Raw genomic sequence first — 25,471 nt, 5'->3', positions numbered from 1 at the left:
CCGGTGTAGGCCCGACCGGCTCGCGCCCGCCGCCGGCCGGGCCCTCCCGACCGGCTCGCGCCTGCCGCCGGCCGGGCCCTCCCGACCGGCTCGCGCCTGCCGCCGGCCGGGGCCCTCCCGACCGGCTCGCGCCTGCCGCCGGCCGGGGCCCTCCCGACCGGCTCGCGCCTGCCGCCGGCCGGGCCCTTCCCGACCGCCGGCGGGCGCAAGGACCCCTGGATCGTGGGAGATTGCGCGCCCCTTGACGCCGCCCGGCGGCCTTCTCGGGTCTACCGCCGTCCCACCACGGCGAACCCCAGCAGCAGGACGAAGCCGTCCCGTGCCACGAAGTTCTGCCAGGCGGTCATCGCCCGCAGATACGCGGTCAGGCTGAGCGCGCCCCGCTCGACCAGCGGCAGCAGCCGCTCGGGGGAGAGCTGCGGCGCCAGGGCGTCCAGCCCCACTTCGTCGCTGGTGTAGGCGAACGGCTGCACGGTCACGTCCGTGAACCCGGCGTCCCTGAGGATGCGGGGCAGTCGCCTGGCGATCAGCCGGTCCCCGCCGTCCGCGGACTGCGCGGCGCCGAGGGCGCGGTACGCCTCTTCCGAGAAGCCGGACAGATCGGGCTCCGCCGTCCCCCACAGTCCGGCATCGACGTCGATCACGGCAAGGTGCCCGCCGGGCCGCAGCACTCGGCGCAGTTCCCGTGCGACGCCGATCGGCTCCGGCAGGTGCTGGAAGACGTACCGGGAGAGCACCAGGTCGAACGTCTCGTCCGCGAACGGGGTGTCGCCGACGTCGCCCAGGAACAGCTCCGGTTCCGGTCCGCCCGCCCCGCGGGCACCCGCCCGCTCCAGGAGTCCGGGGTGCGCGTCCAGGCCGACGACCCGGGTCCCCGGCAGCGCGGCACTCAACTCGGCGGTCACCGCGCCGTTTCCGCAGCCCGCGTCCAGCACCGCCCCACCGCCGGAAGGCGCCAGGGGCCGCAGGATGCGCCACTCGTGGGCCCAGGTCAGCGCGGCCTGGTGGTCCAGCCGCGTGACCTCCTGCTCGAAGCCGCCCAGTTCCTCTTCGGGGCGGTAGCTGCGAGCGGCCGGTCCCACCTGCTGTGCCGCGTCATCCATGGCGCCGCTCCACCTGCATCAGCAGGCCGTCACGCGGCCGCAGGGTCACCAGCGCTTCGGGCACCACCGTGGTGCCGGGCGCCTGGGTCAGCCGGAGCCGTTGCAGGACGACCGTCAGCACGAGCATCGCCTCGGTCGTGGCGAACGCCTGCCCGATGCAGACCCGGGGACCCCCGCCGAACGGCAGGTACGAGTGGCCCGCGCGGGCATGCTGCTGCTCGGCCTCGAACCGCTCCGGCCGGTACTCCTCCGGCGCCTCCCAGTGGTCCGGATGCCGGTGCAGCGTCCAGGGGCTGACGCACACCAGCGTGCCGGCGGGGATACGGAGCCCGCCGAGCGTGTCCTCCTCCACCGCGAGCCGGGAGATCAGCCACACCGGCGGGAACAGACGGATGGCCTCGTCGAGGCACTGCCTGGTGTAGACCAGTCCGGACAGGTCCGCGGCGGTCGGCAGCCGCGTACCCACCACCCGGTCGATCTCCTCCCGGACCCGCGCCGCGTGCTCGGGGTGCCGGTCGAGGAGGTGGAGCGTCCAGCTGAGGGCCTTGGCGGTCGTCTCGTGACCGGCCATCACCATGGTCAGGACCTGGTCGTGCAGCTCCTGGTCGGAGAAGGCGTTGGCGTGCTCGTCCCGGGCGCCCAGCATCGCGTCCAGCAGGTCCCCGGGGTGCTCGTCGGGGCCGGTCAGCCGCCGGGCACCGATCATGGTGCCGACCACCCGGTCCAGGAAGCCCTTCGCGCCCGTGTACGCCCGGAGCCGGGCCCGGAAGTCCGCGTCCTGGGGCGGGGTCCCGTCGAAGTGGCCGATGAACCGGTTGATGTCGTCGACGGCCTGCCCGAACCCGCGCCCGGCCGCGGTCAGTTCGGAGCCGAGCAGCGCGGAGGCCACCACCCGCAGCGTCAGCGCCGTGAAGTCGTGGTCCACGCGAACGGCCTCGCCCCGGTCGGCCGCCTCGCCCCAGGCGGTGGCCAGATCGACGGCCGCCTCGACCATCAGGCCGTCGAACGACTCGACCGCCACGCGGCGGAAGGACGGCGCGGACAGCCGCCGCTGGCGTTCCCACTGCGCGCCGTTGCTGGTGAGCAGCCCCTTTCCGAGCAGGGGGGTCAGCATGAAGTCGTCCGGCGTGCCGGCCTTGGTGTAGTTGGTGTAGTTGTCCTTGAGAATGTGCTGGACGAGTTCGGGCGAGTTGGCGAACCACACGTTCTGGCCGCGGGTGCGATGGCTGCACAGGTCGCCGTACTCGCTGACCAGGTCCTGCAGAAAGGCGAGCGGGTCCGCGCGGATGCCGGCCAGCTCCAGGTCCTCTGCCGGTCCTGGGGGACGATCGTCGGAGCCGGCTGCCGGGATGACGCCGGACGTGGAGGGGCGGGGCATGACAAATCTCCTTCGGAACGGGCAGGTCGGGGATCACGCGCCCGGCACGACCGGCCACGGCACCGGGCGGTGCCGGGCGCCGGCATGACGGCTCGGAGGCCGCATGCCGGCGCCCGTCGCACCGGCGGGCCGGGCCGGCGGGGCCGGGCAGGCCGCAGGTGGCAGCGGGTCAGGACATCTGCCGCTGGACGAGGCGGTAGAACATGCCGTCCTTGTCCTGAAGCAGTTCGTCCGGGCTGCCGGACTGCACGAGCCGGCCGGCGTCCAGGACCAGCACCCGGTCGGCCCGCATCACCGTCGACAGCCGGTGGGCGATCACGATGCGGCTCGCGTTCAGCCGCCGCATGCTCTGGGTGACGATCTCCTGCGTGCGGTTGTCCAGCGCGCTGGTGGCCTCGTCGAAGAAGAGGATGCGGGGCCGGCCGATCAGCGCACGGGCGATCATGAGCCGCTGTCGCTGGCCGGCCGACAGCGTCGTCGCCCCTTCGGACAGGACGGTGTGCATGCCCATCGGCATCCGTCCGAGGTCCTCGTCGAGGCCGGCCATCTCGGCGGCCTCCCAGGCTTCGTCGAGCGAGTAGTTGCCCATGCCGCAGATGTTGGACAGGATGCTGCCGGCGAACAGCTGCCCGTTCTGCAGCACGACACCGCACTGCCGGCGGACGGCCGTCACGTCGAGCGACGACAGGTCCATGCCGTCGTAGAGGACCGCGCCGGTGGTGGGCTCGTCGAAACCGATCAGCAGCCGCAGCAGCGTCGACTTCCCGCACCCCGTCGGACCGACGATGGCGACGAACTCCCCGGGCCGGGCCTGGAAGCTGACATCGTGCAGCACCGGCGGCGTGTCGTCGTGGTAGCGGAAACTGACGTTGCTGACCTCGATCTCGCCGTAGAGGTCGCCGGGCGACTCCTTGGCCGCCGACACCTCCGGCACCTCGGAGATCACCGGTTGCAGGCCGTCGAAGAGCGGTCCCACGGCCGATGCCATGGTGACGCTTCCGGTGATCTGGATGCAGGCCGCCAGCATCATGCCGTAGGCGCTGTTGAAGGTCAGGAACCCGCTGGTGGACAGCTGGTGGCTGGCCGGGCCGCCGACGAGCGCGAACAGCAGCAACGAGCACACCAGCAGATAGCCGGAGTTGAAGATCGTGACCACGTTCTGCAGGCGGCGGGCACGGGAGGACAGCCGCCTCGATCCGGCGAATCCCAGCGCCCAGTGGGAGAACGCCCGGTCCTCCGCCACGGCGACGCGCAGCTTGGACAGGCCGCCGAGCATCTGGAAGAGGATGCCGGCCAACTTGTGGTCGTGCTCGGTCAGCAGCTTCTGCCACTTGGTCTGCTTGATCCCCACGATCAGGCAGATCAGGCCGCCGCCGAGTGCCAGGGCCAGCGCCATCAGGGCCAGCGGGACGCTGTAGAAGAACAGCAGGCTCATGTTGGTGATGAACATCAGGCAGCCCAGCACCACTTGGGTGGTGATGCCGGACAGCACGTCCCGGATGGTGCTGATGCCCATCGCGGAGTTGCTCAACTCGCCGGTGGAGGTCTTGTTGAAGAAGGAGGTGGGAAGCCGCAACAGCCGGTCCCACACCGCGGCTTGGGCCCGCGCCTCGAAGCGCCCCTCCAGCCGGAGCAGCGACAGGTTCTGTACCGCCGACAGGACCGCCGAGAGCAGGGCCGCGGCGAACAGCACCACGCACACCTGCGTCAGGGGCCCCCGGTCCGCATGGGGCACCAGGACGCCGAGCACCTTACCGGTGAGCACCGGGACCAGCAGGCCCAGCAGCGCCGCGCCCAGTCCGAGCCCGATCATCATCGCCGCGTCGCGGGCGCTGCCGCGCAGCCCGAAGCGGATCAACGCGTTCCGGTCCAGGGGTTCGTCCGGCAGCGGCGGGTAGAACATCCACGCGATCGGCTCCAACCGGGCGGCGTAGGAGCGGCCGACCCTCGTGGTCCTGCCGCCCGGCTCGCGGACCTGGTACCGGCCACGGTGCCAGATCAGTGCCACCGGGGTGCGCTTGCTGACGTTGATGTCCGAGGGGCCGCCCGGCCCTTCGGTGGCATCCGAACCGAGGTGGGCGAAGAGCGGCCCCAGGTCGGTTTTCCACCAGTCGCCGTCCAGGCGGACCTCGCGGGTGCGGAAGCGCGAGGACACCGCGATCCGCTCCACGGGGCCCAGCCGGGAGTCGGATGCCTCCGACGTGGAGGTGCGGGTGACCTCGACGCCCGAGGCGTGCCCGACGACGCGGGCCACCGCCAGATAGGTGTCCTGGTCGGCCGGGTCGAAGTCGCCGCTCCCCGACAGGCGGAACGGGTCGAGCACCGATGCCAGAGCCTGCGAGGAACGCTGGAGCGTCTCGGCGTCCAGCCTCCGCCGCTGGTTCATCTCCCGGCGGGCCGTGGACCGCCGGCTGTGCATCCGATCGGTCAACCGGCGCATGAGAAGGCGCTGCTGGGACAGCACCTCCTCGGCGAAGCCCGGGTCTGCCATGACCTCCGGGGTGCGCAGTACGCCCACCGTCGCGCCGTCCGCGGAGCGCACCCAGTCCGACTCGGTGACCAGGAACCGCTTGGTGACGCCCCGGCCGGGCCAGCCCATGGTGGCGAACGGGTCATGGGCGGGCGGTGCGGGCTGCGCGGGGGGCTGCGCGGGGGCGGGAGCCGGGGCGGGGGCAGGGGCGGGCCGGGAGGACCCGCCGGACTCGTCGAAGTCGGTCAGCGCCAGTGCGACGGAACCGCGGATCACCTCGATCCACACCACACCGTCGACCGAGCGTGCCATGGCACCGGGCGGCAGCAGGGCGCGGCGCGACCCGTCGGCGTTGTCCGTCTCCAGCGGGACGAACTCCCGCGGCGGCAGTTCGGTCCGCACCGCGTCGGCCAGTGCCACGAACCCGGCGTCCAGTCCGTCCGCCAGCAGCTTCGCCAGCCGGCTCGCCGGCGCGCCGGCACCGTATCCGACCCGCGGGAGCGCGACGTTGAGCGCCTCGCCCAGCGTGCAGGACTGCACGGCGCCCCCGGGCAGCGGTTTGCCGACCAGGGTCGGCCCGTCCAGCCGGGCGCCGCACAGTACGCTGCCGGTCCCGACCCGGCACAGGAAGGTCCAGCGTCCGCCCTCCTCCTCGCTGGCGGCGAAGAGGTCGAGCATGCCCTCGGTGACGAACCAGATGCGCCCGGGGTCGGCCAGCGCGAAGACGCCGTCGGTCCGGGGGCTGAGGACCGTTGCGAGCTCGGACAGATCCATCGCGTCCGGGCCGTAGTTGATCGAGAAGTGGGATGTGCTCACGGCTTCACTGCTCCCGGATCAGGTCGGCGTACAGTCCCTCTGCCTTGACAAGGGCGTGGTGCGTGCCGCGCTGCACGACCCGGCCGTGATCGAGCACGAGGATCTCGTCGCTGTCCCGGATCGTCGACAGCCGGTGGGCGATGATCACGCAAGCGCAGCCGAGCCGGCGGAGGTTGTCGTCGATGCGTTTCTCGGTCTCCGCGTCGAGGGCGCTCGTGGCCTCGTCGAGCACCATGACGCTGGGCCCGCGCACCAGGGCGCGGGCGATCTCCAGACGCTGCCGCTGACCGCCCGAGAAGTTGGTGCCGCCCTCGGAGACAAGGCTGTTGAGGGTGCCCGGCCGGGAGGCCACGACGTCGTAGACGGCCGCGTCGCGCAGCGCCGCGACGATCCTCTCGTCGGGGATGGAGGTGTCCCACAAGGTGACGTTCTCCCGGACGGTTCCCTCGAAGAGGAAGATGTCCTGGTCGACGAAGGCCACCGAGTTGCCGAGGGTGTCGCGGGTGTAGGTCCGGCGTTCCCGGCCGTCGAAGAGGATCTGACCGGACCGCGGCTCGTACAGGCCGGCGATGAGCCGGCTCACCGTGGACTTTCCGCTGCCCGAGCCGCCCACCAGCGCCACCCGCTGGCCGGGCAGCACGGTCAGGTCGAAGTCGCGCAGCAGCGGTTCGCCCAACGGGCTGTAGCCGAAGGTGACATCGATCATCTTCACGCTGGCCACGCTGGTGGGCCGACGGGAGGACTTGCGGGAGGCGGGCCGGCCCGTGCCGGGCTGCCCGTGCGGGTCCTGCGGCACCGGCGGCTGGCCGGGCGCGCCGGCCGGCGCGGCGGCCGAGCCGGTGTCGATCACCTTGTTGGTGAAGTCGGAGGCCAGCGGGAACCGTTCGATGTCCTTGAGCCGGTTGATGTCGGCGGCCACGTCCTGCACCCGCGGCCCCAGGTTGCTCAACTGGGAGACGGGGCGGGTGAAGTTCGTCACCAGCGTCTGGAAGGCGACCAGCAGACCGATCGAGATGTGCCCGTCGATCGCCTTGGTCCCGCCGATCAGCAGGATGCAGCCGCTGTCCACCGCCGCCAGGAACGGTGGTACGACGGCGAGCAGCGCGGTGGGAGTGCCCAGGACCTGCGATCCCGAGGCCACCTTGGCCTGGAAGCCGGCCCAGCGGCCGAAGTAGTCGTTCTCCGAGCCCGACGCCTTCATCGTCTCGATGAGTTGCAGGCCGTTGAACGACGCGGCGGTCAACCGCGCGCGGTCCGCCCGGAGTTTGGACACCGCGTCGCTGCGGAGCCGGGCCACCAGGCGCAGCACCACGATGTTCAGCAGGGCCACCCCGACGCCGATCAGGGTCAGTTGGACGTCGTAGGTCCACAACAGGATCGCGTAGAAGACCACGAGCAGCGCGCTGACCGCCGCGGTCGCCACGTCCCGGGACAGGATCTCGGCGATCCGGTCGTTGGAGGCGACCCGTTGGGAGATCTCCGCCGGGTTGCGCTGGGTGAAGAAGACCACGGGTAGTCGTAGCAGGTGCCGCACGACGCGGGCGGAACTTCGGATCGCCGTCGACGACTCCACCCGCAGCAGATGCGTCTGTTGGAGCAGGGTCAGCACCACTGTCAGCACCGAGGCCGCGGCCATCGCGCCGATCAGCGGGGTGATGAAGGAGTGGTCGCCGTTGTTCAGCACCCGGTCGATGAAGGCCCGGGTGAACGCGGGAACCGCCACGCCGGGGATGATCAGCAGGATGCTGGCCAGGAGCGCGAGCATCAGCGCCCCGCCGTTGCGGCGGTAGCGGGAGTACAGGTCGGTGGAGATGCGCGGGGGGCGTCCGCCGCGCCTGAAGTCGGGCCCGCGCTCGAAGGTGAGGACGACGCCGGTGAAGCTCTTGTCGAACTCCTCCATGCTGACCGTGCGCTTGCCGGAGGCCGGGTCGTTGAGGTGGACCACCGGGCGCCCGAGCCGCGTGCCCATGCCCTCGTAGACCACGAAGTGGTTGAAGTTCCAGAACAGGATCGTCGGCGGCCGCAGCTTCTTGAGCTTCTCCACCTCCATCTGCCGGCCGCTGGCCAGCAGGCCGTAACTCCGGGCCGCTCGCAGCAGGTTGACGGCCTTGGCGCCGTCACGGGAGACGCCGCAGGCGGTCCGCAGCTCCTCCAGCTGGACGAAGCGCCCGAAGAAGCCCAGCACCATGCTCAGCGAGGCCGCGCCGCATTCGACGGCCTCCAGCTGGATCACGGTGGGGGTCTTGACGCGCATCCGGTTCCTGGCGCGTTCGCTGCGATCGCGCCGGCGACCGCGGCCACGGGACGGTCCGCCCGGCGTCTTCGAGTCGGCCCTCCGGCCGGGTGCGGGCAGTGGGGGCGTGGATTGAGTCGTCATTTCGGCAACAGCCAATCGATGGGACGCTCACCGGGCAGCCGGCCGTAACCGGTCACCTGGGTCCACGAGTTGATCCGGAACGGGGGGCCCGAAGCCGAGGTCCAGCGGTAGCCGCTGGAGACCTTGGAGTCGGTTTCCAGGTCGACGGTGATGCGGACCGGGCCGCCCTTTTTCAGGAGCTGGTTGGACAGCAGCTGGTTCCCGCCCAGGAAGTCCAGCACCTGCTGCTCGGTCTGCGGGAACGCGTCCACGGCGGTGACATGGCCGCGCATCAGGCCGAACGCCTGCGCGGGAGCCGACGACACGTCCATGTCCACGTCGTCGCCGATCTGCAGCTGGCCCGCCTTGTCCGCGGGGGCGAACAGGACGGCCACCAGCCGGTCGTTCTTGCTGTCGGTGCGCTCCACCGTCATGAACGTCGCGCCCGCGTTGACGTACTGCCCGTTGTCGACCAGCAGGGCGATGGTCCGGCCGGAGAAGGGGGCCCGGACGATCTGGGTGGCACCGTGGGCGTCGACCAGCGACAGCACCGGGGCGCCCTTGGTCACGGGGTTCCCGGTCTGGGCGAAGACGTCGGAGACCAGTCCGCTCTGCGGACTCTCGACCTTGGAGACCCCCAGCGGGTGCGTGAGGATGCCCGGTATGTTCACGTTGCGGGCCAGGGAGCCGTTGAAGGACCACACCAGGCCGCCCGCGATGAGCACCGCCACGAGTGCCAGCACCGCCCAGGCCCGCGGCCGGGCCAGGCGCAGGGGGCTGTCCAGGTCGTCGGGTGCGCGCAGGTTCTCCAGTGCCTTACGCCGGAACTCCACTGCCGTCCTCCTCTCCACGGCTGCCGAGCAGGAACTCGCCGACGGTCGACTCGCTCTCCCAGGCCACCCCGGAAGCAGCGGCGAACGCGTCGGAGTCGCCGCCGCCGAGCCCGCAGCCCGCGAGCCCCATCGCGGTGGCGACGCTGTACATCACCTGGTACAGCACGCCCACGTGCTTGAGCACCAGGGCGTAACCCATCGTGGAGTACTTCCACATCACCCGCCCGAAGCGGGCCGTGATCAGCAGCGTCACCTGCGGGGCGGCGGACATCTGCGCGGTCGCGCGGGACATCTCGGTGAGGCGGGTCAGCGCCGGCCCGGGCTCGGCGACGAGTTCCAGCCGGTGCCCCTCGGGGTCGTAGTGGTACAGGCCCGGTGCCACACCGTCCACCTGGTCGATCAGCGGATAGATCTCCAGCTCGTACGCCCGGCCGCCGGACGGGTAGGGCCGGTCGCCGAGTTGCTGGGAACCGTCGTCGTACTGGGCCCGGTTGCGTGCGCTCCGGTACAGGAACTCGCCCAACTGCGCGGCGGTGAGCGGCGAGGAGCTGTCGTGCAGCCGCAGCGAGTGCCGGTCCTCCAGTACCTCGGTGAGGGTCCGGTCGCTCGCGCGCAACGCCTCCAGGTCCACCCGGGGCAGCTCCACCGAGACGCCCTCGAAGGACGGCCGGACCGCGGGCAGCGGCTCGGCGGTGCCCTTGGCCCAGTACGTGCCGCCGTACGGCATGTCGTGGCGTCCGACGCGGGTACGGCTGTGGAACCACAGCTCGTGCGGCGACCACTGGGCGAAGCGGAAGTCCTCCTCGGCGGCGCCGCTGCGCGGCACCAGGAAGCCGTGCCGGGCCAGGGCGCTCAGCAGCGCGGAGACCACTTCCGGCTGCTCCGGCAGGTGGGTGCGCGCGCTCTCGGCGTCCTGGGGAGCCTGCCCCGGGTCCTGCCGCGCGGGCAGCGAGGCCAGCAGCCCGGCGAGTGCGGGATCGTGCAGTTCGACGGCGACGTGCGCCAGCGGCGACTCCAGCACCATGCCGGTGCCCTCGGCGCGCAGGACGGCGAAGCGCGACATCCGCAGCTCGGCCGGGTCACCGTCGTGCTTGAGAACGGGCGGAACGGCAGGGCCGAGCGGCCGGAACGTCAACAGCGGCTTCCCCGCGGCCTCCAGGGTGACCGCGAGCCAGCCGCCCGCGCGCAGCCGCTGCAGCAGCTTGGGCGTCTTGAGCATGCCGAGCTCGCCCTCGTGGCTCCGGACGACCTCCAGCAGCTCGTCGTTGTCGACCGGCTTGGTGCCGAGCAGTTCGACGGCCGCCGCCAGTCCCGGTGACAGGGCACCCAGCGAGGTGCCGCGTTGCCCGATGAAGATCTGGGTCGCGCCGCTGGGGACGGGGACGACCCGAGCGCCCGGGTGGAGCCGCAGGAGTTCACCGACCCGCACCGGACCGGGTGCGGGTGGGTGGTTGCTGATGACGCCGGAAGCGTCGGGACCAGTCATGTCATCTCCAGGGAGACTGCGGTGGGGAAAGCCCTGTCACTGGGCAAGGCCATGACGTTCAGGCCGCCGCCCCGGCGGGGGTCCGCTCGGGACGACGGCATGAGAGACGGATCAACGGACCGGCGGGCCGGCAGAGCGGCGGACCGGCGGACCGGGAGGCCGGCGGATCAGCGGATCAACGGATCAAAGGAACGGTGGACCGGCTGATCGACGGACCGGCCGATCAGAAGAAGACGCTGCGCGGGTTCATCTGGTCCTCGGCGGTCGGCTCGGACAGCCAGCCCAGCTTCACCGGCACGTCGTAGAGTCGGCCCGGAGCCAGCCGGCGCCAGAAGTGGCGCATGCCCGGGACCATGACCTTGGCGACCTTCAACTCCAGGTCGGGCAGGCTCTGGTCGAGGACGATCACTTCGAGGCCGGCCTTCTCGACCCGCTCGACACCGTTGCGGATGTCCTTGGCCAGGTCGCCGGAGAACAGGCCGGCGTAGGTACTGGCCGACGTGGGGGTGAGGTTCGCGGCCGGAGCGACCCACGGGTCCTGGGCGACCGTCACCTCCTTCAGCCACGCGAGGGTGTCCGGGTCGTCCTCCCAGTAGTCCGTGGAACCGTCCGCGTTGCGGTTGATCACCGCCGGAAGGAACTGGTTGACCTCGGTCAGGGCCCGCAGGACGGCGATCCGCACGTCGAGGTGTGCCCCGAAGCCCAGGAGCACGTCCTCCACCGGGTGGTCGGTCCGGCGCGAGACCGCGGCGAAGGTGGGAATGCCCAGGTCGGTGGTGATGTCCACCACCTCAAGGCTGCGGTTCATGCCGGTGTAGAAGTCGCGCAGGGTGTCGATGTACGGCTCGCCCAGGCTGTCGAGGTCGAAGCCGGGTCGCAGCACCCGGTTGTACCACCACAGGGCGACCGCGTCGCGCTCGGAGATCTCGTAGAACGCCTGCAGGATCGCCTCCTCCAGGGTGTTCCCGGCGGCGTTGCCGTTGCCGTCGCTGAAGCAGTAGAAGTTGTCCACCAGGTCGGGGTGGCCGAACCAGGCGTATCCCGCCGGCACCAGGCGCTCCCGGTCGTGCGTCAGCGACCAGGCCGACGTCCACTCGATCTCGCGGCTGGTGTCGAACGGGTCCGGCACGATGTGCAGCCGGCCCGCGCCGGTGTGGTTCCACACCTCCCGGCCGGCGTACTGCGCCTCGGAGTACTGCAGCAGGTCGTTGGCGTGCACCGCCAGGTCGGGACCGAGCGCGTCGAAGCTGGCCCGGCGGGTGCGGCGGTCACCGCGCCACACGCCCGAGTACCGCTCGATGGCCTCGCACACTCCGCTGACGCGCGCCTGGATGTCGCTGCGGCCCTTGCCGCCGCTCTGGCCGCGCAGGTTGCGGCGCAGCATGGCCAGGTTGTCGCCGGGCATCGCGAAGTTGTGGCCGGCCGAGTAGCTGTAGGTGACGCCGTTGTCGACGTCGTTGAGCAGCCGCAGCGAGCTGACCGCGCCGGTCAGCCGGCTGATGTGCTTCTCCAGCCGCTTGTAGGTGTCGTCGGGGCGCATCGTCCGGTGCCCGCCGTCCGCGCTGAACTGCACGGTCTGCTCGGTCAGTTCGATCCGGGGGTCGATGTGCAGGACCGCGGGGTCACCGCAGCCGGGACACTGCGGCTGCCGGATCAGCTGGTGGCGCTCGGTGCGCATGGTCGGGACGTGCACCGAGACCAGGACGCCCTGGTGGTCGGACGCTTCGGCCCCGATGATGTTGGCCACGGCGCTGGCGACCAGCTGCGCCGAGAGCCCCACCGACCAGGGGGAGGCCGCCAGCGAGGTGAGGAGCGGAGCGTCGTCGCCCCGCTTGCGCTTGAGGTACGCCTCCACCTGCCGGTTGCCGTCGAGGCGTTGGGCCAGGCAGCGCCAGCATCCGGTGGCCTCCGGCACCATGTACGGGCCGGTCCAGACATCGGCGCCGTTGGGCTTGGCCAGCAGCCAGGGGATGCCGGCTTCGCGCAGGCGGGCGTCCACGGCCTCGAGTTCGGGGTTGCAGTAGTCGTCGGCGAGTACGACGACCATGGTGGGAGCGGCGGCACCGGCCTTGGCGGCGGTGACCGGCCGCACCTTGATGCCGGTGGTCCGCAGCGCGGACACCACCTCCGCCTCGTCCACCGCGCCCACCGAGGTGATCTCCACCTGGGCCTCGTCCAGTCGACGGGCGGCCTCGGCGGCGTCCACTCCCCGGGACTCCCAGACGGCCACCGCGGCGCGGTCGGTCCCGACCGGACCCTCCGCGAGGTGGTTGAACCGCTGGAACTTGCTGATGGCGAAGACGACTTCACCCAGCGTGAATCGGTCGGAGAGCTTCTGGGCTATCTCGGCGATCGTGTGGGTTCCGTCCAGGAAAGGCACGACCTCGGCCACGGCCTTTCCCTGGACCAGGTAGTGGCCTTCCTCCGAAACGAGAAAGACCCGGTCCGAGCCGACGGCCTGCGGGACAAGGTGTGCCTTGAAGCGGGGCAGATCCACCGCGACCTCCAAAAATTATTCGACTTGATCGGACACTTTAATACCCGCCGGGATGGGTAGAGCAAGGAAGTCGAGACGACCGTCGGCTATCTTTTCGGTGCTCGCGACTTCCCCCCGCCGGGGGGTCTTCTTATCTGTAGGGGGGTCCCCTACTAGTCCTAAGGGTCCCCTACTTCAGACCACTCTGAGCTGCGGCAACCGTACGAGGTGGCGGGTTCTGCGGGTGCGGGGAAGGCCGCAAAAAGAATCGGGTCGAAATGCAGAAGAGCGCAGTTGACTTGCGGGGGGTCAGCTCTGGATGATTTCCGCATCAACCCGAAGCTGGTTTGATACCGAAATCGACAAGTAAGGGGTGCTCATGGAGCCCAGGGAAAGGTCGGCATTCGTCAGTGCCTACACCAAGGTGCTGACAGCTGCCTGGTCGAACGAGGACTACGTGTCGCGGCTGCAGGCGGACCCGCGTACCGCGCTGGCCGAACAGGGTCTGGAACTGCCCGCGAATGCCACGGTGCACGTGGTCCGGGATGTCGGCGGCGATCCCGACCTGGAGGCCCAGGTCTCGCTCTGGGGCGCCGGCAAGGCGACCGGCGTCTACGAGCTGAGGGTGCCCGCCTCGCCCCAGATCGAGGACCGCGAACTGTCTGAGGCGGACCTGGAAGCGGTCTCCGGCGGCGACAACACCTACTGCTGCTGCTGCTGCCCCTGCTGCACCTGCACCTGACAGGTTGGGCGTCGCGGCGACCGGTGGAGCCGCGGCGCTCTCCACCTTCGGGCTTCGATCCACCTTCGGCCTTCGATCCACCTTCGGTCTTCGATCGCGCACAGCACCAGACAGAGCAGACCCGCGGAACCTCGAGGTGATACCCATGCCCGGACCGGAAGTGATCGGGGTGTCCGGACTACGCAAGTCCTACGGAGCCGTACCCGTGCTGCACGGGGTCGACCTCCACGTGGGACGCGGCGAGATCTTCGGTCTGCTCGGCCCGAACGGCGCGGGGAAGACCACCACGCAGGAGATCCTCACGGGCTTCAGCAGCCGCAGCGCGGGGTCGGTCAGCGTCCTCGGCCAGGACCCCGCAGGCGCGGGGCCGCAGTGGCGCGCCCGGATCGGCATCGTCCCCCAGGACATGGGCTCGTTCGACCAGCTCACCGTCAAGGAGGTCGTCTCCCACTTCGCCTCCCTGTACCCCGACCCCTTGCCCGTCGGCAGCGTGATCGAGCGGACGGGACTCGGCGAGAAGGCGAACGAACGCACCGGCCGGCTCTCCGGCGGCCAGCAGCGCCGCCTGGACATCGCGCTCGGCATCGTCGGGCGCCCCGAACTGGTCTTCCTCGACGAACCCACCACGGGCCTGGACCCGCAGGCCCGGCGCGTCACCTGGGACCTGATCCGGGCGCTGGCGGCGGACGGCACCACGCTGATGCTCACCACCCACTACCTCGACGAGGTCGAGGTGCTCTGCGACCGGGTCGCCATCCTGCTGCGCGGAAAGGTCGCCGAAGAGGGCGCACCCGCGGACATCGGCGGGCGCGCCGACGGCGAGGCCGTCATCGAGTTCCACGCGGCGGGCGCCCTGCACGGAGCCGAACTGCCGGCCGTCCAACCGGCCGGCGCGGCACCGCTCGGACGGGCGGAGGGCCAGGTCCGGATCGGCACGGCCGCACCGGCCGCCACCTTGCGGGTCCTGCTCGACTGGGCGGCCCGGCTGGGGAGCGACGACCTGCCGGGACTGACCGTCACCAGGCCCACGCTGGAGGACGTCTATCTCCGGATGATCGCGGCCGACACCGCGGCCCCGGCGCCCGAACCCGAACTGGAGCACGTCGCATGACCGGTGGAACGGAAACCACGGCCCTGGAGTACCGGTCCGAGCCCCGCGCGCGCGAGCGGCGGACGCCTTCGATCGGCAGGGTGGCGGCGGCCCGCGCCGGCATCGAGCTGAGGAGCTACTTCCGCAACCGGCAAGCGGTGGTCTTCACCTTCGCCCTGCCGCTCGTGCTGCTGCTGATCTTCGGCGCCATCTACTCGGGCAACGCCCCCGGTACCTACACCCCCATGAAGCAGGTGCTGATCGCCGGGATCATCGCCTCCGGCATCATGAGCACCACCTTCTCCAGCCTCGCCGTCGCCATCGCGGTCGAGCGCGACGACGGCACGCTGCGCCGGCTGGCCGCGACGCCGATGTCGCCGGTGTCGTACTTCCTGGGCAAGGTCGTCCAGGCGTTCGTCATCGGGGTGCTCGAGACCGTGGTGCTGCTGGCGGTCGGCGTGGGCCTGTTCGGCCTGCACCTTCCGGACACCGGGGCGCGCTGGTTCACCTTCGTGTGGGTGGTGGTCCTGGGTATCGTCGCCTGCTCCTTCCTCGGCATCGCCTACAGCCGGGTGGCCCCCAACGCGCGTGCCGCGGCACCGGTGGTGCAACTGCCCTATCTCGGGCTGCAGCTCATCTCGGGCGTGTTCTTCGTGTTCACCTCCCTCCCCGGCTTCATGCAGGTGATAGCGGGATGCTTCCCGCTCAAATGGATGGCCCAGGGACTGCGGTCGGCGTTCCTGTCCGACTCCTTCCAGCAATCCGAGGCGGCCGGCAGCTGGGAGCACGGGCGTACGGCCCTGGTTCTCGGCGGGTGGTGCCTGGCCGGGCTCCTGCTGAGCCTGGCGACCTTCAAGTGGGGGCGGGCCAGAAAGTGAACGCACTCGGCAGGATAAGAACGTGGACGGCCGTGGCAGGTCTCGCGGTGCTCGTCGCCGGATGCGGCAGCGGATCGTCCACGCCCAAGGCAACCGCTTCTCCCGCGGCCCCCCCGCCGGTCGGAGTGCCCCTGGCGACCAAGTTGCTGGAGCAGTACTCATCGACCAGCAACGCGATCACCCTCAAGAACGTCAAGACGCTGTCCACCATCGAGGAGCCGCCGGCTTCCGTGGCGAGCAAGGCCGCTCTGACGGTCGCGAAGGCGCAGAAGATCCAGGTGACGGACCGGAGCTTCGTCACGCCCAGGTTCGTCTTCCCGCGAGTCACCAGCTACCCGCACTACTTCCTGGCGATCGCCCCGATGCTCCAGTCCGACCGGGTCACCCCGGAGCCGGTGTACACGCTGTTCGTCCAGGACCAGCCGTCGGCGAAGTACAAGGTCGCCTACTACCCGTTGGCCACCGACACCACCACCGGGCCGCCGACGCTGGAAGAGGACAGCGCCGACGGCGCGCCGGAAGTCACCAGCAGCGACGGCCTGCTGGCACCGCCCAGCGAACTGGCCAAGGCATACAACGACTTCGCGCAGGGCCACAAGGACGCCGACGTGCCGCTGGCTCCGAGTCAGGCGCTCACCGTCGATCTCGCCGGGACCTTCAACGCCAACGCACAGGAGTTGAAGTCCCGCGGCGGTGTGCTGAACCGCGTCCTGCTGTCGCACGAGTACCCGTCCTACATGCTGCGCACCCGGGACGGAGGGGTACTGGCGTTCAGCGCGGTCAAGGTGCAGGACACCATGACCTCCTCCTCCGGCTACGGGACGGTCGCCCTCGACCCGGGCAGCCCGGAGGCGGCCATGGCGGGCAGCCCCCAGGGCGCGCACTCCTCGCAGTACGTGATCGACCGGCTCGAGGTGTACCTCAGCGTCATCCCGCCCGCCTCCACACCGGGCCCCGGGGTCCAACTCCTCGGCTTCAGCGACTACCTGCTGTCGGTCGACGGATAGGTTCCCCGCCCTTGCGGCCCGCACCCCAGAATTCCCGGCCTTCCCGGCAGGGATCGTCCCGGCCTCACCGGCAGGGACGCCCCGGACGTCGACTGTGACGCCCGGTAGTTGATCAAGAAGGAGATCCATGGAACCGCGAGAAAGGTCAGCGTTCGTCAGCGCCTACACCAAGGTGCTGACGGTTGCGTGGTCGGACGAGGACTACGTGAACCGGCTGGAGGCGAACCCGCGTACGGCGCTTGCCGAGCAGGGCCTGGAGCTGCCGGCGGACGCCACCGTGCGCATCGTCCGGGACATCGGGGGCGACCCCGACCTGGAGGCCCAGGTGGACCTCTGGGGCGCCGGCAAGGTGACCGGTGTGTACGAGCTGCGGGTGCCGACCTCGCCCCAGATCGAGGACCGCGAGCTGTCCGAGGCCGACCTTGAGGCCGTGGCCGGCGGCGACAGCTACTGCTGCTGCTGCTCGCCCTGCTGCACCTGCACCTGATCCGAAGGTGGTTGCCGGAATCAGTCGGCCGCGACGGACGAGTTCCTCGTCGGTCCGGCCGGCTGATTCCGGCGGTGCCGGTCAACGCAACCGAACGTCGAGAAGGGTTCGAGAAATGACGTCAGCCGACCTGTCTGCCGGGCCCGGTGCGCCCCCTGCCGCGGCTGCACGGCGCCAAGTGCACCTGGTCGAGCTGACCGTGATGCCCGGTGTCCGCTACAGCGCCGTACTGGGCTACCTGCAGGCCGCCGCCGAGGCGGCCCCGGACCTCGCCGAAGCCTGTTCCTTCGCCAAACACGTGTACATGCAGGGCGGGGACGCCTTCGAGACCGCCTGCGCCAAGGTGCTGGACGCGCTGGACGATCCCCTGGCGGTCGCGTTCACCGTCTACTTCTGGAACCGGCCCGGCACGCTCGAACTGGCCCGCCGGATCAAGGAGCGCTGGCCGCGCTGCCGCATCGTGGTGGGCGGCAACGACGTGACGCACCAGCCGGTGGTGTTCGACGAGGCGCCCTGGGTGGACGTCCTCGTCCACGGCGAGGGCGAGATGCGCTTCCGCGACCTGCTGCGCGTCTTCCTGCGCCACGAGGAACCGGCCAGCGCGGAGAGCGAGTTGGGCGCCCTGCCCGGCATCAGCTACCGCTGCGCCGACGGCGAGGTGGTCACCACCGCCGCGGCCCCCCGGATCGAGGACCTCGCCGAGCTGCCCTCGCCGCTGCTCGGGAACACCTGGGCCGACGAGGACATCGCGCAGTCCCGGATGCTGGTGTACGAGACCAACCGGGGCTGCCCCTACTCCTGCGCCTTCTGCTACTGGGGCGGGGCCACCAACTCCAAGATCCGCCAGTTCCCCATGGACCGCATCCTGAGCGAGCTGGATCGGATCGTCCGGGTCGCCGCCAACGGCACGCAACTGTTCATCGCCGACGCCAACTTCGGCATCGTCGCGCGCGACGTCGACATCGCGCGCCACATCGTGGAGCTGTGCCGGCGCCACAACAAGCGTCTGCTGGTGATGACGAACTGGGCGAAGAACACCAACGGCCGGGTGGTGGAGATCGCGGGAATCCTCTACCGGGCCGGGCTGACCGGGGCGATCACCCTGTCGGCACAGTCCTTCGACCCGGATGTCCTGCAGATCGCCAACCGCCGCAACATCCGCGTCGACAACTACCGCCGTATGCAGACCCAGTTCCGGGCCCAGAACATCCCCACCTACACCGACCTCATCTGGGGTCTGCCCGGCGAGTCCCGCGCCACCCACATGACCGGGATCGAGGAGGCGATCACCTCGGGCGGCTCACCGGTCATCTACCCGCTGCTGCTGCTCAACAACACCGACTACACGCATGACCGCTTCCGGGACGATCACGGCCTGCGCACCAGGCACCTGCCCTGCGACCCCGGCAACACGGACCTGATGGCCGACGTCGTCACCGAGCACTCCCGGGTGACGTTCGACGACTGGCTGAGCGGGATGGCCTTCCGGATTCCGCTGACGCTCTTCCACAAGTGCCTGCTCCGCTCGACGATCCGCGTCCTCGCCGAGACCTCGGGTGCGCGCACGGTGGACCTGATCGAACTGCTCGGCACTTTCCTGCGCGAGGGGGCGGTGGAAGACCCGCTGATCTCCTTCCTGATGGCCGACTACGACCGTGTCTGGCGGGAGCCCGAGAGCTTCGACCGCGACCTGCTGTACCGGAACATCGGGCGTCCCGTGATCCACGAGGAGCTCCACTACCAGGCGATCCTGCGGCGCATGGTCGGCGATGCGGACCGCGCCGCCCGCTATGCTCGAAGTGCCGTGGACTTCCTGTACGAAGAGCTCACCTCCCAGGGGCGCCCGTTGCCGGACCGCAGCGACCTCGACATGGTCACCGGCCTGGACCTGGCGGCGGCGGCGGTCTTCCGCGCGGGAATCCACGGGAAGGCGGAGCAACACGACTTCGCCCTGCCGGAAGCGCTGTTCGACCTGCTGAGGTCGTACGGCGACGTGCCGGGCGGTGCCCCCGCCGCCGTTTCCGGCGAGAGTCTGGTGCACGGCCGGATCGAGGTACCCGAGTCGAGGACCCGCTACCCCTTCAGCCCGTACTCGCTCTCGGTCTGGCACGGCAGCGGACGTCCTCTCCACGACGTCGGCATGCGTCTCGATGTCCAACGCCTGCCGCAACGCGAGACGGTTCAGCCGATCGCGGTTCCCCACACTGCCTAGCCACCCCCGTCGACTCCGCCCCCCGAGCCCACCCCCCAAGAAGGACCCCTGCCGTGAACCGAAACGTCCGCAACGCCACCCCGCCGATCTACGCCTTGCTCATCCTCGGGGGCTTCCTCATCAACACCACCGTCGGGATCGCCGTGATCATCGTCGGCGGCGTGCTCACCAGCATGGTGTACACCATGGCCAGGGGTGGTGGCGCCGAGGGCACGCCGCGCCGGGCTCCGCGGCAGCGCAACCGCCGCTGAGCCCGCGGGGGGCGGTGCGGTCGGCAGCCGGCAAGGGCGGGTTCGGGGGGCCCGGTCCGGCTGCCCCCGTTCGCTATCCTGCCGCCATGCGAGGGGGGACCGGGGACGAGGTGCGCCGCGGGGCGGCGGGCCCGTACACGTACCGACCGGGACGATGACCGCCGTGCCGCTCGGTGCGGTCGGGGGTGTCGCCGCGTCGGGAGCGGCGCTGATCGGGCTGTACGTGCTGGCGCTGCGGCGCACCGCGGGTCTGGCCGCCGCGGGGGCGGCCCTGGCCGTCTCGGTGGCCGCCGCGACCGCCGCGGCGGCGGGCCTGCGGCCGTGGAACGTCGCGGGCACCGCACTGGTGGCGGCGGGCGCCGCCGCCGTCGCGTGGGTCCTGGGCCGGTCCCGGCGGCGCAGGCGCGCCGAGCGGTCCGCGCTGGCCGCGTACCGTACGGGCGCGCCCGAGATCCCGCGGTTCGCGGCGCTCGCGGAACGGGACCGGCTCGCCGTCGAGTTGCATGATGTGGCCGCCCACCGCCTGACAGCGATCGTCGTCTCCGCCGCGGCGGCGCGACGCCTCGCCGACCCCGGGCGCGCGGCCGCCGCGCTGAGCCACGCGGCGACCGCCGCCCGCCAGGCCATCACCGAACTCGACGTCCTCACCGACCACGACAAGGCGGACCTCGACGTCATCGCCGCCCTGGCCGCCGAGTCCGGTGCCCGTTACCGCTCCACCGCGACCGCGGTCCCCCCGTCGACCGCCGCCCTCGCCCACCGCGTCGTGCGCGAAGCCCTGACCAACGCGGCCCGCTACGCCCGGGGTTCGGCGATGCGCGTGACCGTCGAGGCCGCGCCCGGCCTGCTCACCGTCACGGTCGGCGACAGCGGCGGCACCGCGCTCGAACCCCACCTCGGCACGGGCCACGGCCTGCTCGGCCTCCGTACGACCGTCGCCGCGGCCGGGGGCGTCCTCAGCTACGGCCCCGACGGCGCCGACAGTCCGCACGGCCCCGGCTGGACCGTCCGGGCCGAACTCCCCTTCCCACCGGGCCCGCCCGGCAGGACACCGGGCGGGACATCCGGCCCCCGTCGCCGTCCGCTGTGGCGGGGGCCCACCGCGCTCGACTGGGCGCTGGTGGTCCTCGCCGTCGCGCTGTCGCTCGGCGCGAGTCTGCTGTCGGACGACGTGCCCGACGCGTTTCGCGGGGTGCTGCCGAGCGTGCCGGTGGTGGTGCTGTCCGGGCTGCACGCGGTGCCGTTGGGCTGGCGGTCACGGGCGCCCGGTGCGGGGCTGGTGGCGGTGCTGTCGGCGCTGGTGCTGTGGTGGGGCTGCGACCGGGCCGGGTGGACGAGGCCGCCGGTCAGCGACATCTTCCTGGTCTACTGGTGGGTCGAGCTGACGTTCCTCTACAGCGCGGGCGCGTATCTCGCGGTGCGGCGCGGCCTGGTGGCTCCGGTGGCGGTGGCCGCGACCGGGGGTCTCGCGCTGGCCAGCGCCGACGGCATCACCGGGAACAGGGCGGCGGCCTGGGCCGCGCTGACCGGGCTGCTGGCGGTGCCGTCGTTCGCGCTGTGGTGGCTGGGCCTGGTCACCGCGCGGCGGCGGGAGCGGCGCGCGGCCGCCGCCGCGCGGGGGCGGGAACTGCTCGAACGGGACGCCGACGCGGCCGTACGCGACCAGCGCCGGCTGATCGCGGCGGGCCTGCTGCGTACCGCCCGGCAGCACGCGGCGAACGTGGCGGACGCGGCCGACGCGGGACGGCTCGACGCCGTTCTCGACGAAGCGCGTGCGGCCCTGGGCGCGCTCCGCGAACTCCTCCGCGACCTGCGCGGCCCGGACGGCGCGAGCACCCCGCCGCCCACGGTGGCCGGGATCGCCGCGCTGGCCGGCCGGTACGGCGCGACCGTCCGCTACCGCGGGCCGCACCGGGCGGTGACCGTCGTCGTGGGCGTGGCCGCGTACCGGATCGCCGCGCTGCTGCTCGCCGAGGACATCACGCTCACCGTGCTGCGCCTGGACGCGGGAGTCGAACTCACCGCGCCGCCGCCCGGGAGCCCCGGCGCCCTGCGGCAGGTACGGGCGGTGGCCGATGCCGTGGGCGGTACGCTCACCAGGACCGACGACGACGCGGTACGCGTCTGGCTGCCGGAGGTGTTCCCATCACCATCAGGGTGACTGTCGCCGACGACCAGGCGGTCGTACGCGCGGGCATCGCGGCGATCATCGACGCGGAGCCGGGCCTTGCGGTCGTCGGCCAGGCCGGCGACGGGGAGTCGGCCGTGGCGCTCGCCCTGGAACTGCGCCCGGACGTCGCGCTGATGGACATCAGGATGCCCGGCACCGGCGGTCTGGCCGCCACCGCCCGGATCACCGCGGCGGCCCCCGCCACCCGCGTCATCGTCCTCACCACCTTCGACCTCGACGAGTACGTGTTCGCGGCGCTGCGCGCCGGGGCCGTCGGCTTCCTGCTCAAGGACGCCGAGCCGGAACGGGTGGTCGACGCCGTACGGGTGGTCGCCGGTGGGGCCGCCCTGCTCGACCCCGCGGTGACCGGGCGGCTGATCGAGCGGTACGCCGCCGGGCCCGTCCCGGCCGACCCGGCGCGGCTGGCGCGGCTCACCCCGCGCGAGACCGAGGTGCTGCGGCACGTCGCGCGCGGCCTGGCCAACGCGGAGATCGCCGCGGCGCTGGGCATCAGCCCGGCCACCGTCAAGGACCACGTCGCGGTGGTCCTCGGCAAGTTGGGCGTCCGCGACCGGGTCCAGGCGACGATCACCGCGTACGAGACGGGTCTGATCCGCCCCGGGGTCGGCTGAATCCCCGGCCCGCGGCCGGGCACCCCCGCCGTGCGGCGGGGGTCGACACCCCGCCGACCAGCGGATTCCGGCGCGGGCCGGTCGTCCGGTCGCACGACGACCCGGTGACCGAGGCCTACCTAGCCTCAGCGGCATGGCACTGAGACTTCCCGCGCTTCCCGCGCTCGCGCGCCGCGTACTCGGCGGCGTCCTCCTCGTCGGCACGGTGGTGCTGACGCCCGTCACCGCCGCGGCCGGATTCCTCGCGGCGGCGTTCGCGACCGCGAACATACCCCTGCTCGCCCTGTGCGGCCTGGTGGTTGCCGCGGGGACGGCCGCGCTGCTCGGCCGCGGCGCGTTCGCCCTGCTCGGCAAGGGCGGCGTGCGGGCGACGTGCGTGCTCACGGGCGTGCTGCTCCTCGCCGTCTCGGCGCTCGCCGCCGGTACGATCCTGCGCCCGATGCCGACCTCTGCCGCGGCCCCGGCCCCGCCGGGCGTCAGCTTCTGGAACCTGCCGACCGGCTCACGGATCGCCTACGTGCACGCGCCCGCCGTCGGCACCCCGAAGCCGACCCCGGTCGTCTTCCTGCACGGCGGCCCCGGCACCCCGACCGAGGGCATCCCCACGGGCGGCAGGGAACTGGCCGCGGCCGGCTTCGACGTCTACTCGTACGACCAGGTGGGCGCCGGACGCTCCACCCGGCTCTCCGACATCACGCAGTACACCGTGGCCCGCCAGGTCGCCGACCTCGACGCGATCCGCCGCACGATCGGCGCGGACCGGATCATCGTCGTCGGCCAGTCGTGGGGCGGTTCGCTGGCCGCCCAGTACCTGCTGGCGCACGGCACGCACGTCGCCAAGGCCGTGTTCACCTCGCCGGGCGCGCTGTGGGGCCACGAATACCCCGGCTCCGCGGCAGGAGACCCCTGGCAGCACCTGACGGCGGCTCAGCGCTCGGACCGTGACCGGCTCGACAGCAAGCCGCGGCTGATCGCCGCCGACCTCCTGCTCCAGGTCAACCCGAACGCCGCGCACGCCCTGGTGGGCGACCGCGAAGTCGACCACTGGATGCACGAGATGGCCCTGCTCGGCAAGGACACCACCTCGTGCGCGGACGCGGCGCCCACCGAGGCGCACGCCAACCCCCAGGGCTTCTACAGCAACCAGATGACCGTCAAGGACTTCGAGCGGCTCCCCGACCCGCGCCCCCGGCTGCGCGCGGTCCACGTCCCCGCCCTGATCATGCGAGGGGACTGCGACTTCATCAAGCCCGCCGTGACCCAGGAATACCGGCAGACCCTTCCGGACTCCCGCATCGTCCACATCAAGGACGCCGGCCACGCCATCTCCCACAGCCGACCCGCCCTCTACACCGCCCTCCTGCGGTCCTTCCTCCTCGACCGCCCCCTGCCGGCACCCGCGTCGTGAACCCGCTGCCCGGCCGGCCGTCGCGCGTGCGCCCGAACGGTCGTGCCGGACGGCGGTGCCGAACCTCGTGCCGGACGACGGCACCGACGCGAGCGAGACCCGAACCGAGGACGCCGCGGGGTTGTCCTTCAGATCGCCGTCTTTCGGATCGGCCGCGTGGCGTGGACCTGGACGAGGCCGTACGTGCCGCTGGTGCGCCATCGCTCGCCCGTGGCGTCGAGCCTGGCGACCACCGGTCGGTCGAGGCCGACGACGACGTCCGACTTCAAGGTGCGCAGGGCCGCCACGGGGGACGGGAAGTGGCTGACCCTCTCGGCGAACGATGACGTGGCGGCCCAGCGCCGGTCGCCCACGAGACGGCGGTAGTTGAGGTCGCCCTTGACGATCGTCATCGTGGCGCCGGAGAACCCGGCCACGAGGTCGGCCGGCATGTCGTGGAAGGGCAGCGGTGCGCAGAGGAACGGGTGCGTGCGGATCGCGAGGGTGCCGCTGTTCATCGCTTGCCAGAGCCGGCGGCCGATCCGTTCCGCCTCCTGGCCCGCCTGGTTGCGGAGGCGGTCGAGCGTCGCGAGGACGTCGGCGGTGGTCGCGTCCGACACGTAGTACGGGGCGGGCTTGACGTACAGGACGACCTCGGCGGCCAGGCCGCTGGTCAGCAGGTGGTCGATCAGGACGAGGTCGGGCAGCAGCTCCCGGCCGGCGTTGTCCGCGAGGACGCAGACCGTCGGGTTGCTCGAAGCGGCGAGCGTCGACCACAGGAGCGGGCTGTCGTCCGCGACCAGGGCGGCAGCGGCGGGGTGGGCGTCCCCGGCATCCCCGGCGTCCCCGGCATCCCCGGCGTCCCCGGCGTCCCCGGCCGAGCCGGTGATCTGGAAGCCCAGGTCCGCCCGGTTGCCCCAGAGCGCTGAGGAGAGCAGTACCTCGGCCCGCTTCTCGGCGGGCAGGGAGGGCAGTTGGCCGAGAGCCGCCAGCTCGTCGGTGACTGCCGGGCCGGACAGTTCGGCGTTCTTGAACGGCGCGAACGGGTCGATGCCCTGCCAGGTCCCGGGCCGGAAGTAGCCGGTGGCTTCGAGCAGCCTGCGGTAGAAGTAGCTCTCGGCCCACAGGAACGGCGCCTCGTCCCACGGCCGCCCGAACAGGCCCTCGCCCCACTCCCGCCACTGCCGCTGATCGTGGGCGCCCGTGCCGAGCGGCTCCAGCACGCCGTCGGTGCTCTCGACGAGGAGTTCCTCGACCGCCGCCCGCTCGACCGGCCCGTACGGCAGGGCGTCGAGCACCTGCCGGACGAGCTTCGGGTGCCGCTCGTGGAAGACACCCCAGGCGAAGGAGCCGGGGGTGTTGCTCAAGATGGTGGGTGCGGTGGGCATGTTCAGGCTCGTCCCTCTCCTCGGCGTACCCCCACGACAGTGTGGCGCCGGTGCCGTCCTGCCCGCATGTTCACCGATCGGCGTTGCCGGGCGGGACGACCCATTCGGTGGGCTGGCCGGTGCGCGAGGCGATCATGTCGAAGTCGCCGTCGTAGTGGAGGACGGTCCGCCGGTTGACTTCGGCGGTGGCGGCGATCAGCAGGTCCGGGAGGGACGGGGCCCGGTGGAAGCCGGCGTTGAGAGCTCATGAAGACGGGGTCGCGAAGGGGCGTGGCGCCTGCCGGACGCAAGGCTTGCGTCGGGGTATGT

Annotated in this window: 18 protein-coding genes and 1 pseudogene; 10 read left to right on the top strand and 9 right to left on the bottom strand. The window is 71.7% G+C overall.

What is annotated here, in order from left to right; translation table 11 throughout:
* Window positions 1-269: 269 nt before the first annotated feature.
* The 7 genes from ACIPAE_RS36735 to ACIPAE_RS36705 form a co-directional block, all read right to left on the bottom strand.
* Window positions 270-1,103: a methyltransferase domain-containing protein gene (locus ACIPAE_RS36735; RefSeq protein WP_402451344.1), complete on the bottom strand. Its 834-nt coding sequence runs from the start codon at window positions 1,101-1,103 to the stop codon at window positions 270-272.
* Complete coding sequence (locus ACIPAE_RS36730; protein ID WP_366412758.1) at window positions 1,096-2,481, bottom strand: cytochrome P450; 1,386 nt, start codon at window positions 2,479-2,481, stop codon at window positions 1,096-1,098. Before ACIPAE_RS36730 ends, ACIPAE_RS36735 begins: the two co-directional genes overlap by 8 nt.
* Before the next feature lie 169 nt (window positions 2,482-2,650).
* Window positions 2,651-5,767 carry an NHLP bacteriocin export ABC transporter permease/ATPase subunit gene (locus tag ACIPAE_RS36725; protein WP_402451341.1) on the bottom strand — a complete coding sequence of 1,039 codons (3,117 nt, stop codon included), beginning with the start codon at window positions 5,765-5,767 and terminating at the stop codon, window positions 2,651-2,653.
* Between the two features lie 4 nt (window positions 5,768-5,771).
* Window positions 5,772-8,144 (bottom strand): NHLP family bacteriocin export ABC transporter peptidase/permease/ATPase subunit, encoded by a 2,373-nt coding sequence (locus tag ACIPAE_RS36720; protein ID WP_402451339.1) that lies wholly within the window; start codon window positions 8,142-8,144, stop codon window positions 5,772-5,774.
* Window positions 8,141-8,956 carry an HlyD family efflux transporter periplasmic adaptor subunit gene (locus tag ACIPAE_RS36715; RefSeq protein ID WP_329367956.1) on the bottom strand — a complete coding sequence of 272 codons (816 nt, stop codon included), beginning with the start codon at window positions 8,954-8,956 and terminating at the stop codon, window positions 8,141-8,143. Before ACIPAE_RS36715 ends, ACIPAE_RS36720 begins: the two co-directional genes overlap by 4 nt.
* The gene (locus tag ACIPAE_RS36710) at window positions 8,940-10,442 is read right to left on the bottom strand and encodes a SagB family peptide dehydrogenase (RefSeq protein WP_402451336.1); all 1,503 of its coding nucleotides are present in this window, start codon (window positions 10,440-10,442) and stop codon (window positions 8,940-8,942) included. The genes ACIPAE_RS36715 and ACIPAE_RS36710 overlap by 17 nt, the downstream gene beginning before the upstream one ends.
* A gap of 223 nt (window positions 10,443-10,665) precedes the next feature.
* Complete coding sequence (locus tag ACIPAE_RS36705; protein WP_329367960.1) at window positions 10,666-12,939, bottom strand: TOMM precursor leader peptide-binding protein; 2,274 nt, start codon at window positions 12,937-12,939, stop codon at window positions 10,666-10,668.
* Between the two features lie 358 nt (window positions 12,940-13,297).
* On the opposite strand from ACIPAE_RS36705, the gene ACIPAE_RS36700 reads away from it, so the two are divergent.
* The 10 genes from ACIPAE_RS36700 to ACIPAE_RS36655 all read left to right on the top strand — a co-directional run bounded on the left by ACIPAE_RS36700 (window position 13,298) and on the right by ACIPAE_RS36655 (window position 23,795).
* Window positions 13,298-13,660: a hypothetical protein gene (locus ACIPAE_RS36700; RefSeq protein WP_328465467.1), complete on the top strand. Its 363-nt coding sequence runs from the start codon at window positions 13,298-13,300 to the stop codon at window positions 13,658-13,660.
* A gap of 145 nt (window positions 13,661-13,805) precedes the next feature.
* The gene (locus tag ACIPAE_RS36695) at window positions 13,806-14,771 is read left to right on the top strand and encodes an ABC transporter ATP-binding protein (protein ID WP_402451332.1); all 966 of its coding nucleotides are present in this window, start codon (window positions 13,806-13,808) and stop codon (window positions 14,769-14,771) included.
* The gene (locus tag ACIPAE_RS36690) at window positions 14,768-15,628 is read left to right on the top strand and encodes an ABC transporter permease (protein WP_402451330.1); all 861 of its coding nucleotides are present in this window, start codon (window positions 14,768-14,770) and stop codon (window positions 15,626-15,628) included. The genes ACIPAE_RS36695 and ACIPAE_RS36690 overlap by 4 nt, the downstream gene beginning before the upstream one ends.
* Window positions 15,629-15,660: 32 nt before the next feature.
* Entirely contained in the window at window positions 15,661-16,635 is a 975-nt protein-coding gene (locus ACIPAE_RS36685) for a hypothetical protein (protein ID WP_366412762.1), read from the top strand.
* 127 nt (window positions 16,636-16,762) lie between these two features.
* Window positions 16,763-17,122, top strand: a complete 360-nt coding sequence (locus ACIPAE_RS36680; RefSeq protein ID WP_329367969.1) for a hypothetical protein — start codon at window positions 16,763-16,765, stop codon at window positions 17,120-17,122.
* Window positions 17,123-17,237: 115 nt separating this feature from the next.
* Window positions 17,238-19,334, top strand: a complete 2,097-nt coding sequence (locus ACIPAE_RS36675; protein ID WP_402451327.1) for a radical SAM protein — start codon at window positions 17,238-17,240, stop codon at window positions 19,332-19,334.
* A 53-nt stretch (window positions 19,335-19,387) separates the two neighbouring features.
* Entirely contained in the window at window positions 19,388-19,585 is a 198-nt protein-coding gene (locus tag ACIPAE_RS36670; RefSeq protein ID WP_328465455.1) for a hypothetical protein, read from the top strand.
* A gap of 154 nt (window positions 19,586-19,739) precedes the next feature.
* A complete protein-coding gene (locus ACIPAE_RS36665; RefSeq protein ID WP_402451325.1) occupies window positions 19,740-21,746 on the top strand; it encodes a sensor histidine kinase in 2,007 nt (668 codons plus the stop codon).
* On the top strand, window positions 21,731-22,387 hold the full coding sequence (locus tag ACIPAE_RS36660) for a response regulator (RefSeq protein ID WP_402451361.1): 657 nt from the start codon (window positions 21,731-21,733) through the stop codon (window positions 22,385-22,387). The genes ACIPAE_RS36665 and ACIPAE_RS36660 overlap by 16 nt, the downstream gene beginning before the upstream one ends.
* 133 nt (window positions 22,388-22,520) lie before the next feature.
* Window positions 22,521-23,795 (top strand): alpha/beta fold hydrolase, encoded by a 1,275-nt coding sequence (locus tag ACIPAE_RS36655; protein WP_402451323.1) that lies wholly within the window; start codon window positions 22,521-22,523, stop codon window positions 23,793-23,795.
* A gap of 128 nt (window positions 23,796-23,923) precedes the next feature.
* On the opposite strand, the gene ACIPAE_RS36650 is transcribed toward ACIPAE_RS36655, so the two are convergent.
* On the bottom strand, window positions 23,924-25,162 hold the full coding sequence (locus ACIPAE_RS36650; RefSeq protein WP_402451321.1) for a damage-control phosphatase ARMT1 family protein: 1,239 nt from the start codon (window positions 25,160-25,162) through the stop codon (window positions 23,924-23,926).
* Window positions 25,163-25,232: 70 nt separating this feature from the next.
* Window positions 25,233-25,406, bottom strand: a pseudogene (locus ACIPAE_RS36645) (VapC toxin family PIN domain ribonuclease); the annotation flags it as partial.
* Window positions 25,407-25,471 lie beyond the last annotated feature (65 nt).

Source organism: Streptomyces sp. NPDC087270 (assembly GCF_044744625.1).
In the GTDB taxonomy this organism is placed as follows: Bacteria; Actinomycetota; Actinomycetes; order Streptomycetales; family Streptomycetaceae; genus Actinacidiphila.
Note: the sequence above shows the minus strand (reverse complement) of the source record. Positions and strands in the feature narration are given on the sequence as shown.

What these genes read in the sequence shown, in the direction of transcription:
- ACIPAE_RS36650 (WP_402451321.1), bottom strand. Translation starts at nt 25,162, where the DNA reads ATGCCCACCGCACCCACCATCTTGAGCAACACCCCCGGCTCCTTCGCC.
- ACIPAE_RS36730 (WP_366412758.1), bottom strand. Translation starts at nt 2,481, where the DNA reads ATGCCCCGCCCCTCCACGTCCGGCGTCATCCCGGCAGCCGGCTCCGAC.
- ACIPAE_RS36695 (WP_402451332.1), top strand. Translation starts at nt 13,806, where the DNA reads ATGCCCGGACCGGAAGTGATCGGGGTGTCCGGACTACGCAAGTCCTAC.
- ACIPAE_RS36710 (WP_402451336.1), bottom strand. Translation starts at nt 10,442, where the DNA reads ATGACTGGTCCCGACGCTTCCGGCGTCATCAGCAACCACCCACCCGCA.
- ACIPAE_RS36665 (WP_402451325.1), top strand. Translation starts at nt 19,740, where the DNA reads ATGACCGCCGTGCCGCTCGGTGCGGTCGGGGGTGTCGCCGCGTCGGGA.
- ACIPAE_RS36720 (WP_402451339.1), bottom strand. Translation starts at nt 8,144, where the DNA reads ATGACGACTCAATCCACGCCCCCACTGCCCGCACCCGGCCGGAGGGCC.
- ACIPAE_RS36700 (WP_328465467.1), top strand. Translation starts at nt 13,298, where the DNA reads ATGGAGCCCAGGGAAAGGTCGGCATTCGTCAGTGCCTACACCAAGGTG.
- ACIPAE_RS36680 (WP_329367969.1), top strand. Translation starts at nt 16,763, where the DNA reads ATGGAACCGCGAGAAAGGTCAGCGTTCGTCAGCGCCTACACCAAGGTG.
- ACIPAE_RS36675 (WP_402451327.1), top strand. Translation starts at nt 17,238, where the DNA reads ATGACGTCAGCCGACCTGTCTGCCGGGCCCGGTGCGCCCCCTGCCGCG.
- ACIPAE_RS36690 (WP_402451330.1), top strand. Translation starts at nt 14,768, where the DNA reads ATGACCGGTGGAACGGAAACCACGGCCCTGGAGTACCGGTCCGAGCCC.
- ACIPAE_RS36735 (WP_402451344.1), bottom strand. Translation starts at nt 1,103, where the DNA reads ATGGATGACGCGGCACAGCAGGTGGGACCGGCCGCTCGCAGCTACCGC.
- ACIPAE_RS36655 (WP_402451323.1), top strand. Translation starts at nt 22,521, where the DNA reads ATGGCACTGAGACTTCCCGCGCTTCCCGCGCTCGCGCGCCGCGTACTC.